The organism is Arthrobacter sp. BPSS-3 (assembly GCF_044628475.1).
Classification (GTDB): domain Bacteria; phylum Actinomycetota; class Actinomycetes; order Actinomycetales; family Micrococcaceae; genus Arthrobacter.
The window spans coordinates 58,518-74,002 of sequence record NZ_JBIMMV010000007.1; the positions used below are offsets into that span (position 1 = coordinate 58,518).

Genomic DNA, 15,485 nt, shown 5'->3' on the forward strand with positions numbered 1-15,485 from the left:
ATTTTGCCCTATCCGGGCTCCCGCACGTCCTGGACCACCTCGTTATGGCGCAGGAACCAGGGCTTGAACGGCGGGTCGAACCGGGCGAACCGCGGCGGTCCCACGGGGGTAAGACCGGCGAGGGCCAGCGCCGCGTGCAGGCCCTCGAGGCGGCGCCGGAACGCGTCCTCGGTTCCGGCGCCGGAGAACCGGACGGCCGCGGCCAGGGACCCGGGCACGGAGCGGATGTGCACCTCGGGGCTGGTGGGCACCGGCGCCGTCTCCGCCGTCATGCCGGCCGGGAGCACGAACGCCACGGCGAAGTCCGCCGGGCCGTCGCTGCCCGGCAGGGGACCCTGCTGCAGCACGGGTGCGGTCATGGCGATTTTCTGCCCGGATCCGGAAGCCTGCAGTACCGGGGCGGTCATGGCCACCTTCTGCCCGGCGGTGTTGGCGCCGCTGATGTAATTGAAGAGGTAGCGGAAGGCCGCGTTTCCGGCCCGGTCGAACCGGGCGTTGACCTGCACCTCGGCCACGACGTGGGCAGGGTAGCGGCGGAGTTCGAAGTGCGGATAGCTCCGCACCAGGTCAAAGGGCTGCTGTTCGGTCATGGTCGTACCGACCCTACGCCGGTCCTCGCGGCGCGGCCAGACCTGGCCGCGTGCCAGGGGCCCGGCGGCTTTGTTGTCGGTGGGCTTTGGTAGCTTGGCAAAAGAGGCACGGCGGACAGAGACGAGGCGGGGACACAGTGTTTTTCCTTGAACCGGAAGTACCCGGCGCGGCCCCGGACCTGGTCTACTCCGCGAGCGACCTGGTGGTGGCCGCAGAGTGCGAATATCAGTTGTTGCGCAAGCTGGACGAGAAGCTCGGCCGGGCGGCGAAGGCCGACTTCGGCCCGGACGAGATGCTCCGGCACGCGGCTGCGCTGGGCGACGTGCACGAACACAAGGTGCTGGACACCTTCGTCGCGGAGTTCGGCCCCTGGGATGCTGCCCGCGGGGCCGGGGTGTACGACGTCGTTCCCGCCGAGGGCATGGAGCGCGCCACCCTGGTGGCCAAGCACGAGGAGTCGATCGCGGCGCTGGGGGCCGACGCCGACGTCGTCTTCCAGGCCGCCTTCTTCGACGGGCAGTTCCACGGCCGTTCCGACTTCCTGGTCCGGCAGGGAGACGGCGCCTACGCGGTGTTCGACACCAAGCTGGCCCGCCACGCCAAGGTGACCGCCCTGCTGCAGCTGGCCGCCTACGGTGACCAGCTGCTCAAGGCCGGCATCGACGTCGCCCCGGCCGTGACCCTGGTCCTTGGCGCCACGGTCCCCCTGCCCGGCGGCGGCTTCGACTACGTTCGCAGCCACCACAAACTTGCGGACATCCTGCCCGTCTTCCGGGAACGGCGCGAACGGTTCCTTACCCTGACCGGGGCGCACGCGGCCCGGCCCGGGACCGTCGCCTGGGGCGCGGAGGGGATCAGCGCCTGCGGACGCTGCGACTACTGCCGGGAGCAGGTGGCCGCCACGGACGACCTGCTGCTCGTGGCGCGGATGAACGCGGTGCAGCGGAAAAACCTGCACGCACTGGGTATTTTCACGGTGGCGCAGCTCGCGGAGGCCAACCTGACCGGCGCCTCCTCCACGCTGCTGCGGCTGCAGGAACAGGCCCGGATCCAGAGCGGGCGCGGCCCGGTAGACGGGGAGGTCACTTACCGCAAGGACGGCGAGGAGCACACGCTGCGCTACGCCGTGCTGGGTCAGAACACGCTGGCGGAACTGCCGCCGCCCAGCCCCGGGGACATCTTCTTCGACTTCGAGGGCGACCCGCTCTGGCAGGACGCGGCCACCGGGATATGGGGGCTGGAATACCTCTTCGGCGTCATCGAGGCGCCCGTCTCGCCCGGCATACCGGGGGTCTTCCGTCCGTTCTGGGCACACAGCCGGGAGGCGGAGAAGCAGGCGTTCCTGGACTTCCTGGACTACGTCGAGAAGCGCCGCAGCGAGTTTCCCGACATGCACGTCTACCACTACGCGCCGTACGAGAAAACGGCGCTCCGGAAGCTCTCGGTGCAGCACGTCGCCGGCGAGGACACCGTGGACCAGTGGCTGCGCGACGGACTGCTGGTGGACCTGTACCAGACGGTCCGCAACAGCATTCGGATCTCGGAGAACTCCTACAGCATCAAGCGGCTCGAGCCGCTCTACATGGGCAGCAACCTCCGCACCGGGGACGTCAAGGACGCGGGCGCCTCCGTGGTGGCCTACGCCCAGTACTGCGAGGCTCGCGACGCCGGACGGGACGAGGAGGCGGCGGCGATTCTGGCCGGGATCTCGGACTACAACGAGTACGACTGCCTCTCGACCCTGGAGCTGCGGGACTGGCTTCTGCGGCGGGCGGCCGAACGCGGCATCTCCCCCGCGGCGGACGGTAGGAACGGTCCGGCGACGGCTGGCGACAGCTCGGCTGCGGGGTCCGGCTCCGCCGGAGCGGTAGCTGCCGACGGCGGCGGAGATGAAGCGGGTGCCGCGGAGCCGGTGGGCCCGGCCGAGGCCACACTCCTCCGTTTCGCCGCACCCGACTCGGGGCTGGCCGAGGACGACCGCAAGGCCGTCGCCATGCTGGCCGCCGCCGTCAGTTACCACCGGAGGGAACGGAAATCGTTCTGGTGGGCTCATTTCGACCGATGCGAGCTGGGACCGGACACCCATGGTGAAGACCGGAACGTCTTCCTGGTCGAAACCGCGGAGATCCTGGACGACTGGCATCGGGAAGGCCGGAAACTGCCGGAGCGCCGGGTGAAGTTGACCGGCACCATCAGCCCGGGATCGGACCTGCGTGAGGGCAGCAAGTGGTTCCGGATGTACGGCCACCCGCTGCCCGCCGGACTTGAAAGCACCGGCAAGAGCGGGACCGGCCGCAACGGCTGGTTCGGCACCGAAGTCTTGGAACTGGGTGACGAGGACGGCAAGGACACGGTCATCATCCGGGACCGGCTGCACCGAAACATCGAGCCTTACACTGACATGCCGATCGCGCTCACCGAGGACCAGCCGATCGCCACCAAGAGCCTGGAGCAGGCGCTGGAAACGTTGGCCGCCGACGTCGCCGCGGGGCTGGAGTCGGGAACCCTTCCGCGGCACCCGGCCCTCGATCTCGTCCGCAGGCTGCCGCCCCGGCTGGCGGGAGGCTCACCGTTGCCGCAGCCCGGGGAGGGGCCGAACCGGTTTATCGACGTCATCACCGGCGCCGTGCTGGGTCTGGAGCGCTCCTACCTTGCCGTGCAGGGCCCGCCCGGGACGGGAAAGACCTACGTGGGTGCCCGCGTCATCGCCCGGCTGGTCGAGCGCGGCTGGAAGATCGGCGTCGTCGGACAATCCCACTCCGTGGTGGAGCACCTCCTCGGCACCGCCATTTCGGCCGGCGTGAGCCCCGCCCTCGTGGCCAAGGACGTGAAGCACTCCGAGCCGCTCCCCTGGGAGGCCCGGAGCGCAAAGGACGTGTCCGCGCTGCTCGCCTCGCGGGGTGGGGCTCTGATCGGCGGCACCGCCTGGACCCTAACCGGCGCCACCGTCCCGGCTGGAGCCCTGGACCTGCTGGTGATCGACGAGGCCGGGCAGTTCTCGCTGGCCAACACCCTGGCGGTGGCGCAGGCCAGCAGCAGACTCTTGCTGCTCGGCGACCCGCAGCAACTGCCGCAGGTCAGCCAGGGCCAGCACCCGGAGCCCGTGGACGAATCGGCGCTCGGCTGGATCTCCGCGGGGCACGCGACACTCCCGCCGGAGCTCGGCTACTTCCTGGCCGACTCCTGGCGGATGAACTCGGCGCTCTGCCGGGCCGTCTCAGAGCTCGCCTACGACGGCCGGCTGCGGTCGGCGTCGGCAGCCGACCAGCGCCACCTCGACGGGGTCCCGGCCGGAATCGAGACGGTCATGGTCCCGCACTTCGGAAACACCACTTCGTCCCCGGAGGAAGCGGCGGAAGTCGTCCGCCAGGTCAGGCGGCACCTCGGCCTGATGTGGCACTCCCCGAAGGAGAGCCGGCCGTTGGGCACCGAGGACATCCTGGTGGTGGCCGCCTACAACGCCCAGGTCAACCTCATCCGCGAGGCGCTGAGCCGTGCCGGCCTGGGCGGGGTCCGGGTGGGCACGGTGGACAAGTTCCAGGGCCAGGAGGCGGCGGTGGTGCTGGTGTCGATGGCCTGCTCGGCCGTGGCCGACGCACCGCGCGGCATGGAATTCCTGCTCTCCCGCAACAGGATCAATGTGGCCGTGTCCCGGGGGCAGTGGCGCGCCGTGATCGTCCGGTCGCCGGAGCTTACCCACTATCTGCCGCCGCAGCCGGCGTCGCTGGAGCAACTGGGCAACTTCATTGCCCTGTGCCAGCGCTCGGTGGGGACCGGTACCGGGAGTTAAACGCCAGGCGGCGGGGAGGAAGGCACTTCCTCTCCGCCGCCTGATGGCACCCCGTTGCATTCAGGGCCGCCGGGATTTAGTTCTGGTAGAACGGGTAATCCGTGTAACCCTCGGCGCCGTCGGCGTAGACCGTGGACTGGTCCGGCTCGTTGACCGGCAGCCCTTCACGCCAGCGGCGGGCCAGGTCCGGGTTTGCGATGGCCGGGCGGCCCACGACGACGGCGTCGGCGTGGCCGTCGGCGACCAGCGAGACGGCCTCGTCACGGGTGGTGATGACGCCGAAGCCCGTGTTCAGCAGGAACGGGCCGTCGAAGCGGGCGCGCAGGTCCTTGACCAGCCCGCTGTCGGCGTCCTTGTGCAGGACGCTCAGGTAAGCCAGCTTCAGCGGCGAAAGGGCGTCCACCAAGATGCCGTACGTTTCGCGGACGTCGGCTGCATCGGTCTCGGTGGCACCCTGGACGTTGTGCTCCGGGGAGATGCGGATGCCCACGCGGTCCGCGCCCACGGCGTCGACGACGGCCTGGGCCACCTCGATGACGAAGCGTGCGCGGTTCTCCGGAGAACCGCCGTAGATGTCATCGCGCTGGTTGGCGGCGGGGGTCAGGAATTCGTGCAGCAGGTAGCCGTTTGCCGAGTGCAGCTCGACGCCGTCGAAGCCCGCCTCGATGGCGTTGCGGGATGCGCGGACGAATTCGTCGCGGATAGACGGCAGTTCGTCGGTGGTGAGGGCGCGCGGTACCGGGAAGGACTGCTTGCCTTCGTAGGTGCGGGTGACGCCGTCGATCGCGATGGCGCTGGGGGCGACGACCTCATGGCCGCCGGTGGTGGCCTCGTGGGTGACACGGCCGGCGTGCATGACCTGGGCGAAGATGCGGCCGCCCTCGGCATGAACGGCGGCGGTGACGTCGGCCCAGCCCTTGAGCTGTTCCTCGGTGACCAGGCCGGGCTGGCCCGGGAAGCCGCGGCCGGCTTCGCTGGGGTAGGTGCCCTCGCTGACGATCAGGCCGAGCGATGCGCGCTGCCGGTAGTGCTCGGCCACCAGCGGGCCCGGGACGCCTTCCTTGCCGGAGCGCAGGCGCGTCAGCGGCGCCATGACGAGTCGGTTCGGGAGCTCCATTTGGCCAACGGTCAAAGTGGAAAACAGCATGCGCGGTTCCTTTCGCTGTGGATGATGTCCACGTAGAACAGCAAGGAGGCGCGTGCAACTATTCCGGCTGAGACTCGAATCACTTTCCTCAGGCTGGGGTTACAGGTCGATAAGGCGATTACGGCGACGGTGACGGTCCGGCGGGGCAGCCTTGGCCTTGCGGGTTGCGGAGGCAGTCGTCGGCAAAGTTCCGGGTGATGGACCGCCACACGCTGACGGTCTGCGAGGGACCGCTGAACTGCCCCTGCCCGGGGATGGGCAGCGGGGGGCCGCCGTTGACGGAATACGTTCCCTGGAAGTGGGTGGTGAGGACGACGCCGAAGTCACCGGTCTCGGCGTACGCGTGACTGGTGGAGGTCTTCTCTCCCCAGCGTTCCTGCGGCAGTGGGCCGCCGGCCGCCGGGGTGGGTCCCAGCGAGGTGCCGTCGCCGTACGTCCAGGTGTACTGGACGGGGGTGGCGATGACGCGGACGGCCTGTCCGAACATGTCGACGTCGAAAGCTTGCACTTCCGCTTCCGCATAGAAATTAGTTTCGGCTCCCTTGAGGGTGTGGGGGCTCGGCTGGACGACGGATGTTCCAGGACTTACTGGGAGTTGCTGAAACTTGGCTGCAATCTGGCCGGCAATCTTGCCAAGCACGTCCTCGGGCTTCTCCGAATAGACGCATCTATCGGGCTGCAGTGCCGCCCAGACGGGGGGCGAAAAGACTCTCAAGGATGCGTACCACCGCACGGGTCTGCCGTCCGGAGCCTTGTCGCATCTGACGGCGCCGCCCAGGCAAGCGATGTCGAAGTTGTTTTTAGTAGTGTCCAAACAGAGGTACTCGAACTTGTAGACATTTGGATCTTGTGGTGCCGTGCCAGGAATGTCGAGCCACACCCCGCTTACTTCGTCATAGCGCCACACGCCTATACCGGAAGCGCCCCAAGACACCTCAGAGTCACCCGCGATTGCCGGTCCGGCCACTATCCCTACAGCCAAGATTGCTGACAGGACGCAAGACCTGACAACGGTCGCTAGGCCTCGAGACTTGGCCAAGGCTATGACCCGAGCCGGTCGACGTTAAGTGCCTTCCACTCTCCGTTAGCAAATTTGGCGATCATTAGATCACCAAGAACAGTCGAGGGCTGCACCTGTTGCGCTTCGGTTCCATCAGCATTTCGGAGTGAACCGGATTGCTGCTGCGATTGGATGACAACCTGAAAACTGCCGTCGGCAGTTCGAACAAATTTCGATTGAGCGGCCTGCACTGCCACTGTGCTTCCGATTATCCATTTTCCGTCTGCATTCCACTTTTGGATGCCGGGAAAGACGCGTCCGCACAGAGCACAGGACGGATCAGAGATGGAGCCAATCGGCGTCAGATCGCCGGTCTCATACGCGTAGTTCAGGGTCGAATACCAATACTTCGCAAAGGCCTCGAGTCCTTCCTTGGTCTCGGCTTTGGCGGCCTCGGGCAAGACCGGGACGGGGACATTCTGGGCGCGGCCGGAGGCATCGGCCGGTTTGTAGGCGGGAGCGGCAGTGGGCGTGGCCGACGTCGTTCCCGGCGATGCGGACGCGGTCGACTCCACGGGGGCCGCCGTCGTCGGCGCCGGCGGGGACTGTCCGCCCGAGCAGGCCGTCGTACCGACCAGGGCGGCAAGAAAGAGGGCGACTGCGGCGCTGAGCCGGCGGGGCATTGGACTATGAAATGGCATGTTCAGCTGATCCCCCAATAGAAAATCATGACGCCTGAAATCCAAACAATGCCTAAGGGTAACTGAACCGCAGGCCCCCGGTAAGAGTTATCCACAGATCATTCGGACCGCCCACATCCCGGCCAAACAGTTCCTTTCGGCCTCTGGCGTCCCTCTACGCCGGATAGAAGAATGGGCCCATGATGTTCGAACACGCTGAAGGTCAACCGATCCTGACTCTGACCGAGGATCAATGTTGGAAACTCGTCGAGGGCACCAAGCACGGGCGTCTGGTGGTCACCGTCGGCGGCGAGCCGGACATCTTCCCGGTGAATTACGCCGTCGCAGACCGAAAGCTTTATCTCCGCACCGCCCCCGGCAATAAACTTGCCGAGCTGACCATCAACGCCAAGGTCCTCTTCGAAACAGACGGCATCCTCTCCGAAGAAGCGTGGTCGGTGGTGGTGCGCGGCACGGCCCGCACCCTGGAACACTCCGCCGAGATCGCCGCCGCAGAGGCCTTGGAGCTCAAGCCCTGGGTCCCCACCCTCAAGGACTTCTACGTCGAGATCGCCCCCACCGCCGTCAGTGGACGCCACTTCCAGTTCGGCGAACATCCGGAACGGGACATCTAAGGCCGAGCCGCAGGAAGAACCAACCACCAGAGGCAGGGCCGGCCGCAGCCGGCAGCCCTGCCTAGACTTAACGCATGGCGGACAGTCTGACCCCGGAGCGGCGCAGCTGGAACATGTCCCGCATCCGGGGCAAGAACACCAAACCAGAGCTCCTGGTCCGAAGGCTGCTGCACGCCAAGGGCTACCGCTACCGCCTCCACGGCACCGCCCGGGGCGGCAAGCTCCCGGGCAACCCGGACCTCGTATTCGCCGGCCGGCGCAAGGTCATCTTCGTCAACGGCTGCTTCTGGCATTTCCACGACTGCCGCGTGGGCCAGCACGCACCCAAGAGCAACGCCGAATTCTGGGACACCAAACGCAGCCGCACGAAGGCCCGCGACGCCGAACAGCGCCAGCGGCTCGAAGACCTGGGCTGGGAGGTCCTCACCCTCTGGGAGTGCGGCATCAAAGATCTCCCCGCGCTGGAAGCCGAGCTGGAATCCTTCCTCGGCCCGGAAACGGCCGGCACCACAAAGCACCGCGCCCCCGGCGCCGACGTGACGCACGACACGCCGCCGAACCCTTCGAGGACCGCCTCCGCGTCCTAGGCCCTACCGGCCGGTAATCTCGGCTTCGCCGGCACTGCCCCAGCGCCGGTTTGCTGCAACCCGCCGTCGTGGATTTGTGACGATTTCGGGGGAACTGATCTGTGCCGGTATGCTCGCGACGGAAATATCTGGACTATGCCCAGAGACAGTCTTGCGCACCTGGGCTAAACTCGGCATTCGGGGAACTAGGACTCTATCGGTCAGTACGTGGGGGTACTACTCACTCCTCAGGAGAAGCACGATGCCACACCTATTGTTGTCCACCGAGGCCCGCCCGCTGCACGCGGTTCGCAGTCCGGAGGCCGCGTCGGAGCTCGATCCCCTCCGCAGGCAGGTGACCGACATCATCGACGCCATTCTTTCCGACGAGAACCCCGACGAGGCACTCGTCCGCGAACGTCTCCGCCAGCACGTGGCGGACAATCCGGGCCAGCCCGAGAAGGCCCTGCTGAACCACCTGCTCTCGGTTTCCACCACCGTGCAGGACGGCACGGCCTAACCACAGGCCACCGGCCTAGCGGCTGATGGTTGCCTGACGTACGACTTCGCCCCAGGACTGCTGGGCAAGGTCCGCCACCGAGGCGAGAATCTGCGCGGGCGGCTGGGACAGGTCAAGCGGGAACTCCACCACGTCGATGTCCGTGTTCAGTATCCGGCGCAGCTTGATCTCCCCCGACCCGGGGTAGATCAGCCACGCGGTGGGCACCCGCAGGGACGTGCAGTAGGCCAGCATCCGGTAGTGGTCCCCCGAGAGGGACGCGCCGACGTCGGACGCGGCCTGGTACTTGGCGTCGTACACCATCACGGGGCGGCCGCCGAGCAGGTGCACGGCGCCCGGCTGGACCATGATCCGGTCCGCGTCGTCCACCGCCTCGTTCAACATGGCGTTGTACCGCAGCCGCATCTCCCCCGGAAATGCACCCATCGCCTCGCGCAGGGCGACGCCCACGAAGTCGGAAAACACCTTGGACATGTCGACGACGAACGACGCCGCCTGCTGCTTGCCGTCGCCGGCCTCGGCCGAGGCGTTGCGCAGGATCAGTTCGGCCAGGCGCAGCGCCGGGTGGTAACGGACATTCATCCGGCTGGCCCGCCACGGCGGCAGCGGCGCCCCGGACTGCAGCCGGGTGACCGCGTCGAGCTTGCCCTTCAACCGCCGCAGCCGGCTCAATACGTCCGCCCGGACCCCCGGCACCTGCGACATCCGCTCCAAGGCCGCGCGCAGGATCCGGTTTTCCGGGATGTCCTCGGTGAATTCATCGTAGGAGACCTCCAGGGGCACCAGCATGCCGGGCCGGCGGGAAATCTGGTCCGAGATCCGGATCCTGCCCTTGACCGTCCGCAGCGATTCATCCACGTTCAGGTACCCCTGCAAGACGCCTCGGCTCAACGCCCGGTCGGCGAGCTGGGCCAGGGACTCGGCCAGGGCGCTCCAGAGTTCGGCGTCCTCCACGGCGGCGACGGCGTCATCGCGGAAGCCCTGGTTCTCGGTGTAGCCGAGCAGGAACAGCAGCCGGGCCAGGCCGAGGCGCTCCTTGGGCCGGACCTCCAGCTGGACGGTGGGGGTGCGGACCGAGCCGACCTTCCCGACCGGTTCGATCCGGAACAGGCCCATGCCCAGCGGCGACGCCTTGGCCAGGCCGCTGCCGTTGATGTACGCGGCGCTGCCGGGATCGAGGCGCTCCACCACGCCCTGGGACAGCTCGTCCATGGCGATCTGCCGGACGGCCGGCTGCCCGGCGGCCTGCCCGGCGCCCGGCGGCTGGGCGTACCCGTCCCGGAGGGCGCTAGACGCGGGCAAGGCGACCCATCAACTGCTCGAGCCCGAACCGCTCCTGCAGCTGGGCGCGGTTCAGCTGACCGTGGTAGTGCTCCTCGAGCAGCGGCATCAGTTCGTACTTCCAGATCCGCCGCAGCCCGGCGGGGGTCTGGGCAGCCTTCTTCATGAAGTAGGACGGTCCGATCATCAGGTCCCGGTCCCACTCGTCGATCGCGTTGTTCAGCTCATCGAGCAGCAGCGCCGGCGTCGTGTCGAGGCCGCGGGCCTGCAGGAACCGCAGCAGCGTCCCCTTGACCGGTTCGGTGCTGGGGTGCAGCTCGATGAAGGAGAACCGGCGCCGGATCGCGGCGTCCATCATGGCGATGGAGCGGTCTGCCGTGTTCATGGTGCCGATGATGTAGAGGTTGTCCGGCAGCGAGAACGGCTCGGTGGGGCTGTACTGCAGGTAGATCCGGTCGTCGCGGTACTCCAGCAGGAAGTACAGCTCGCCGAAGACCTTCGCCAGGTTGGCGCGGTTCATCTCATCGATGATCAGGAAGTAGGGCTTCTTCTCGTTGCCCGGCTTCGCGGCTTCCTCGGCCAGCCGGCGCAGCGGCCCGGCCACCAGCTTGAAGGAGACCTGGCCCTCGTCGGTCTTATCCGGCCGGTAGCCCTCGAAGAAGTCCTCGTAGGCGTAGGAGGGGTGGAACTGCACCAGCTTGACCCGCTCGTCCCCGGTGTCGCCGGCGAGTTCAGCGGCGAGGTGCTTGGCCAGGTAGGTCTTGCCGGTGCCGGGCGGGCCGTACAGCACCAGCTGCCGGTTCTCCTCCAGCATTTCGGCGATTTCCTGGAGCGGCTCCAGGTCCATGTGCAGGGTCGCGGCGAACTCCGGGGTCAGGGGACGGAAGCCCTCGCACGGGGGTTCGACGACGGCGGCCGGCTCGGCGCCGTCTGCGGCATCGCCCTCCGCCTCGGCCGGGAGCAGCGCCTCAAGCGCCTGGATCACGCGGGTGACGTCCACGACAACGCCGGAGCTGGCCAGCTGCCGCTGCACGTGCCGGGGCAGCTCGGCGAGCTGGTGGTCGCCGTCGAACCAGCGGACCTTGCGGCGCAGCCGGCGGTTGTCCTCGTTCTGTTCGGGTTCGCCCAGCACCACGCCCACGCGGACCGCGCCGGCGCTCTGGTAGAGCGTGAGGTCGCCCGGCTTCATGACGGTCAGGAAGGCGAAGACGGCGGTCTTGGTGTCCTCGCGCTCGACGTAGCTCAGGTGCTTGTAGTCCTCGTCGACGGCGTGCTGGACCAGGCCCGCGGTGACGCCCGGGTCAAGCTGGCGGAGGTGTTCGACGTCGAGCGTCACCGCTTCCTCGTCCTGCCACGCGGCGAGCAGCTCGGCGTTGTCGTGGTGGCTGCGCAGCAGCCAGGCGCGGCGGCCGGGGTCCCCCACCTTGCGCCACTGGCTGACCAGCTGCCGGGAGTACCAGTCGATCCGCTGGCCGGCCTGTTCGTCCAGGTGCAGGCGGATCCGGTGGATGTCGGCGGAGATCTCCTCATCCGAATCGCCCTTCGCGCCGCCGACCAGGGAGGCGAACGCGTCGCGGATCTCCTGGCGTTCGACGTCGGCCACGATCGGTTCGAAGTAGGCCGGCCAGACCAGGAATTCGATGCTGCGGCGGATCGCCGGCTGGTCATCCGGGGTGCCCATGGTCAGCTCGTGGAACGCCAGCGGGTCCTTGATGGCGGCCTGCACGACGCCGGCGGGACGCTGCGCGACGTGGCGGACGAAGCGGCAGAGCCACTTCAGGTGGTCCCAGATGGTCCAGTTGAACTCGGCGGTGCGGTCCCGAATCACACCGTGGTCCGTCATGCCGGCGTAGAGCTCCTCCGGCAGGTCCAGCGGAGGCTCGAGCCAAGACGCGGCCTCGGCCACGCGGGCGCGCTTGACCTTGAGGGACTTGACCTCGTGGGCCAGCGGGAGGGACTGAAGGAAGAGCAGTTCGACGGCGAGCTGCTTCGCGCCGCGGGTGGCCCCCTCAAGGTTTTCCCGCAGGTTGGTCATCATGGGCGCCTTGGGGTCCGGGATGCCCCGTTCCAGCCGCTCCAGCAGCTCCGAGGCGGCGGCCACGGACCAGGTCCGGGTGCGGCCGTCCAGCGGCGAGGCCTTGCCGAGCAGACCCGGGCCGAGCACAAACCACGCCGCGTCTTCGATTTCCTTGGAGATGCCGAGGGCGCGGTGCATGGCAGGCTTTTTGTGGGGGGTCATGCCCTCCAATTTACAGGCTTAAGCTGAACGCCCGCATCACGGGCCGGCCCGCCGCCGGGCCGTCCGGGGCGTTCTCGGGGCGCCCGGGCGGGCTACTTGCCGCCGGCCCTGCGCTTCACGCCGAAGGTGAAATAGCTGCCGGGTCCGACGAAGTTCACCAGCGTGGCGACCCGCCAGAGCGCCTTGCTGCCGCGGATTTCCTCGGCCGGCCGGCGGGAGATGTCCCGCTGCGCCGCGACCAGGAGGGAAAGCTGCACGAGGGCCGCCGTGACGGTGCCGAACTTCGCCATCGGCGAGAGTTCCTTCCACGTCTTCTTTTTGCCCGCCGCCTTGCTTCGCTTGGCCATGGTCCTGCTCCTCGCTTTGGTCGGTTCTGGTGCCGATGCCCGTGGGGCGCGTCCAGTCTAGGGCGGCGCGGGCGGCCGGGGTAAGGGCCTCCCGCCCCATCCCTTTTGGTCAACTGACTCGCAGCCGGGGCCGTTCCGGGGTCTCACAACGGCCTGAGGTGCGAGTCAGTTGGGGGTCCGCGCGGTCAGTGGGCGGTGAACTGCTCCAGCTTGGCCTTCTGCTCCGGGGTCAGCCGCACCACCCGGCCGGTGGCCTCGTCCACGAACGCCAGGTGGCTGCTGGCCTTCACGCAGTCCTCGCCGGTGACGGGGTCCTGGACCAGGTAGTGGATGTCGAAGCTGGCACCCTTGACCGCGCCGATCCAGAGCTGCACGAGGGCCGGGATGTTGCGGTACTCCAAGGTCCGGACGTAGCGGATGCGGTGTTCGACCACCAGCGCCAGGGTGCCGGCGGGAACCTCGCTGAAGAGCGGGACCACCGGCTCCAGGCCGGGCAGCCCGGTGCCGCCGGGCGGCCCGAAGGCGGCGATGCGCGCTTCCTCCAGGATCCGGACCAGCTGGACGTTGTTGATATGGCCGTAAGCGTCCATGTCGCCCCAGCGCATCGGCACCCGCACCTCCAGCCGGCGCGGCTCCGCTCCCCCGGCCGCCGCGGCGCTCAGCTGTGCACCGGCGTCGGGCCGCCCGCGGCGTCGGCCAGGGCCGCCTCCGCATCCTCGCCGGCGAACTGGGACATGTACAGCCGGTAGTAGGCACCCTGGCTCTCGAGCAGCTCGGCGTGCCGGCCCTGCTCCACGATCCGGCCGGCCTCCATCACCAGGATGGTGTCCGCGTCCCGGATGGTGGAGAGCCGGTGCGCGATCACGAAGCTGGTCCGTTCGGTCCGCAGCGCGGCCATGGCCTTCTGGACCAGGGCCTCGGTTCGGGTGTCCACCGAGCTGGTGGCCTCGTCCAGGATCAGCAGGGACGGGTCGGCTACGAAGGCGCGGGCGATGGTGATCAGCTGCTTCTCGCCGGCGCTGACGTTGTTGCCTTCCTCGTCGATGACAGTGTCGTACCCGTCCGGCAGGGCCCGGACGAAGCGGTCCACGAAGGTGGCCTTCGCGGCGGCCATGATCTGGTCCTCGGTGGCGTCCAGCTTGCCGTAGCGGATGTTCTCGTAGATGGTGCCGCCGAACAGCCAGGCGTCCTGCAGCACCATGCCCACCTTGGAGCGGAGCTCGGCGCGGCTGAGCCGGGTGATGTCCACGCCGTCCAGGGTGATGGTGCCGGCGTTGAGCTCGTAGAAGCGCATCACCAGGTTCACCAGCGTGGTCTTGCCGGCGCCGGTGGGTCCGACGATCGCGACGGTGTGGCCGGGTTCGGCGGTGAAGGACAGGTCCTCGATCAGTGGCTTGTCCGGGGTGTAGCTGAAGGTGACGTGGTTGAACTCCACGTGACCGTCGGTCCTGGCAGGCAGCTGGTCCGTAACGGTCTCCGGATCCTGCTCGTCGGCGTCGAGGAATTCGAACACGCGCTCGGCGGAGGCGACGCCGGACTGCAGCATGTTGGCCATGCCGGCCATCTGCCCCAGCGGCTGGGTGAACTCGCGGGAGTACTGGATGAACGCGGTGGCGTCGCCCAGGCTCATCCCGCCGGAGGCCACGCGCAGGCCGCCGACGACGGCGATGCCCACGTAGCTGAGGTAGGAGACGAACTGCATGACCGGCATGATCATGCCGGAGACGAACTGGGCGCCGAAGCTGGCCTTGTAGAGTTCTTCGTTCCGTTCGTCGAAGCGGGCCAGCATGTCCGCGTCGCGGCCGAAGACCCGGACCAGGTCGTGCCCGGAGAAGGACTCCTCGATCTGGCCGTTGAGGTCGCCGGTGTTCTTCCACTGCGCGGCGAAGAGCTTCTGGCTGCGCGCGCCGATGACGCCGGCGGCCACCCCGGAGAGCGGCAGTGCGATGAGGGCGATCAGGGCCAGCTGCCAGGACACGATGAACATCATGATGACGATGCCGATCACGGTCAGCGCCGAGTTCACCAGCTGCGCGAACGCCTGCTGCAGGGCCTGCTGGATGTTGTCGACGTCGTTGGTGACGCGGGAGAGGATGTCGCCGCGCTGGCGGGTGTCGAAGTAGTTCAGCGGCAGCGCGTTGAGCTTCTTCTCGGTGTCATCCCGCAGCCGGCGCACCACCCGCATGACCAGGACGTTGAGGACGTAGCCCTGAAGCCAGAGGAAGATGTTGGCGACGAAGTACATCACCAGCACCACGCTGATGAGGAACGCCAGCTTCTGGAAGTCGATGCCGACGCCGGGGACCACGTCCATCCGGGAGAGCATGTCCGCGAAGTTGTCCTGGCCCTGGGCACGGAGCCCGGCGATGAACTGGTCCTTGGTGGCCCCGGCCGGGAGCTGCTTGCCGACGACCCCGCCGAAGATCACGTCCATGGCCTGGCCGAGGATCCGGGGCGCGACGACGTTGAGGACGACGGCGACCGTCACCATCGCCAGGACGGCGATGATGCCGGCGCGTTCGGGTTTCAGCAGGCCCATCAGGCGCTTCGCCGAGGGCCAGAAGTGCTGGGCCTTCTTTGCCGGGACCGCGCCGAACATGCCGCCGTCGGCCTCGCCGGGGGTGAATTCCTCCTCGACAAAGTCCTCGTCGGCGGTGTCCGGTGCGTCCTGCGGGCCGGTCACAGCGCC

General features: G+C 68.0%; 13 protein-coding genes. 4 read left to right on the top strand and 9 right to left on the bottom strand.

Annotation, left to right across the window (positions count from 1 at the left end; all coding sequences use genetic code 11):
• Positions 1–8: 8 nt before the first annotated feature.
• Complete coding sequence (locus ACFVY3_RS11945; RefSeq protein WP_400159881.1) at positions 9–590, bottom strand: SOUL family heme-binding protein; 582 nt, start codon at positions 588–590, stop codon at positions 9–11.
• Positions 591–727: 137 nt separating this feature from the next.
• On the opposite strand from ACFVY3_RS11945, the gene ACFVY3_RS11950 reads away from it, so the two are divergent.
• Positions 728–4,381, top strand: a complete 3,654-nt coding sequence (locus ACFVY3_RS11950; protein ID WP_400159882.1) for a TM0106 family RecB-like putative nuclease — start codon at positions 728–730, stop codon at positions 4,379–4,381.
• Positions 4,382–4,457: 76 nt separating this feature from the next.
• Here ACFVY3_RS11950 and ACFVY3_RS11955 read toward each other — a convergent pair whose 3' ends face one another.
• From ACFVY3_RS11955 to ACFVY3_RS11965, 3 genes are all read right to left on the bottom strand, one after another.
• Positions 4,458–5,528 (bottom strand): alkene reductase, encoded by a 1,071-nt coding sequence (locus ACFVY3_RS11955; RefSeq protein WP_400159883.1) that lies wholly within the window; start codon positions 5,526–5,528, stop codon positions 4,458–4,460.
• Between the two features lie 118 nt (positions 5,529–5,646).
• Positions 5,647–6,036, bottom strand: coding sequence for a hypothetical protein (locus ACFVY3_RS11960; protein ID WP_400159884.1), 390 nt, complete (start codon positions 6,034–6,036; stop codon positions 5,647–5,649).
• A gap of 533 nt (positions 6,037–6,569) precedes the next feature.
• Entirely contained in the window at positions 6,570–7,247 is a 678-nt protein-coding gene (locus tag ACFVY3_RS11965) for a DUF6318 family protein (protein ID WP_400159885.1), read from the bottom strand.
• 161 nt (positions 7,248–7,408) lie between these two features.
• On the opposite strand from ACFVY3_RS11965, the gene ACFVY3_RS11970 reads away from it, so the two are divergent.
• The 3 genes from ACFVY3_RS11970 (at position 7,409) to ACFVY3_RS11980 (ending at position 8,929) form a co-directional block, all read left to right on the top strand.
• Positions 7,409–7,843 (top strand): pyridoxamine 5'-phosphate oxidase family protein, encoded by a 435-nt coding sequence (locus ACFVY3_RS11970; RefSeq protein ID WP_364138627.1) that lies wholly within the window; start codon positions 7,409–7,411, stop codon positions 7,841–7,843.
• 74 nt (positions 7,844–7,917) lie between these two features.
• The gene (locus ACFVY3_RS11975; RefSeq protein WP_400159886.1) at positions 7,918–8,430 is read left to right on the top strand and encodes a very short patch repair endonuclease; all 513 of its coding nucleotides are present in this window, start codon (positions 7,918–7,920) and stop codon (positions 8,428–8,430) included.
• A 241-nt stretch (positions 8,431–8,671) separates the two neighbouring features.
• Positions 8,672–8,929 carry a hypothetical protein gene (locus ACFVY3_RS11980; protein ID WP_290258644.1) on the top strand — a complete coding sequence of 86 codons (258 nt, stop codon included), beginning with the start codon at positions 8,672–8,674 and terminating at the stop codon, positions 8,927–8,929.
• Positions 8,930–8,944: 15 nt separating this feature from the next.
• Here the strand turns inward: ACFVY3_RS11980 and ACFVY3_RS11985 are convergent, their stop codons facing one another.
• The 5 genes from ACFVY3_RS11985 to ACFVY3_RS12005 all read right to left on the bottom strand — a co-directional run bounded on the left by ACFVY3_RS11985 (position 8,945) and on the right by ACFVY3_RS12005 (position 15,395).
• On the bottom strand, positions 8,945–10,141 hold the full coding sequence (locus tag ACFVY3_RS11985) for a restriction endonuclease (RefSeq protein WP_364138847.1): 1,197 nt from the start codon (positions 10,139–10,141) through the stop codon (positions 8,945–8,947).
• A 76-nt stretch (positions 10,142–10,217) separates the two neighbouring features.
• Entirely contained in the window at positions 10,218–12,449 is a 2,232-nt protein-coding gene (locus ACFVY3_RS11990; protein WP_400159887.1) for an McrB family protein, read from the bottom strand.
• Positions 12,450–12,541: 92 nt separating this feature from the next.
• Entirely contained in the window at positions 12,542–12,796 is a 255-nt protein-coding gene (locus ACFVY3_RS11995; protein ID WP_290258646.1) for a hypothetical protein, read from the bottom strand.
• A gap of 185 nt (positions 12,797–12,981) precedes the next feature.
• Positions 12,982–13,401 (bottom strand): acyl-CoA thioesterase, encoded by a 420-nt coding sequence (locus tag ACFVY3_RS12000; protein WP_400159992.1) that lies wholly within the window; start codon positions 13,399–13,401, stop codon positions 12,982–12,984.
• Between the two features lie 53 nt (positions 13,402–13,454).
• The gene (locus ACFVY3_RS12005) at positions 13,455–15,395 is read right to left on the bottom strand and encodes an ABC transporter ATP-binding protein (protein ID WP_400159993.1); all 1,941 of its coding nucleotides are present in this window, start codon (positions 15,393–15,395) and stop codon (positions 13,455–13,457) included.
• Between the last annotated feature and the right edge of the window lie 90 nt (positions 15,396–15,485).

Excerpts from the sequence above, each read along its gene's own strand:
- ACFVY3_RS11980 (WP_290258644.1), top strand. The coding sequence starts at position 8,672 with ATGCCACACCTATTGTTGTCCACCGAGGCCCGCCCGCTGCACGCGGTT.
- ACFVY3_RS12005 (WP_400159993.1), bottom strand. The coding sequence starts at position 15,395 with ATGTTCGGCGCGGTCCCGGCAAAGAAGGCCCAGCACTTCTGGCCCTCG.
- ACFVY3_RS11990 (WP_400159887.1), bottom strand. The coding sequence starts at position 12,449 with ATGACCCCCCACAAAAAGCCTGCCATGCACCGCGCCCTCGGCATCTCC.
- ACFVY3_RS11985 (WP_364138847.1), bottom strand. The coding sequence starts at position 10,141 with ATGGACGAGCTGTCCCAGGGCGTGGTGGAGCGCCTCGATCCCGGCAGC.
- ACFVY3_RS12000 (WP_400159992.1), bottom strand. The coding sequence starts at position 13,401 with ATGCGCTGGGGCGACATGGACGCTTACGGCCATATCAACAACGTCCAG.
- ACFVY3_RS11945 (WP_400159881.1), bottom strand. The coding sequence starts at position 590 with ATGACCGAACAGCAGCCCTTTGACCTGGTGCGGAGCTATCCGCACTTC.
- ACFVY3_RS11975 (WP_400159886.1), top strand. The coding sequence starts at position 7,918 with ATGGCGGACAGTCTGACCCCGGAGCGGCGCAGCTGGAACATGTCCCGC.
- ACFVY3_RS11955 (WP_400159883.1), bottom strand. The coding sequence starts at position 5,528 with ATGCTGTTTTCCACTTTGACCGTTGGCCAAATGGAGCTCCCGAACCGA.
- ACFVY3_RS11970 (WP_364138627.1), top strand. The coding sequence starts at position 7,409 with ATGATGTTCGAACACGCTGAAGGTCAACCGATCCTGACTCTGACCGAG.
- ACFVY3_RS11995 (WP_290258646.1), bottom strand. The coding sequence starts at position 12,796 with ATGGCCAAGCGAAGCAAGGCGGCGGGCAAAAAGAAGACGTGGAAGGAA.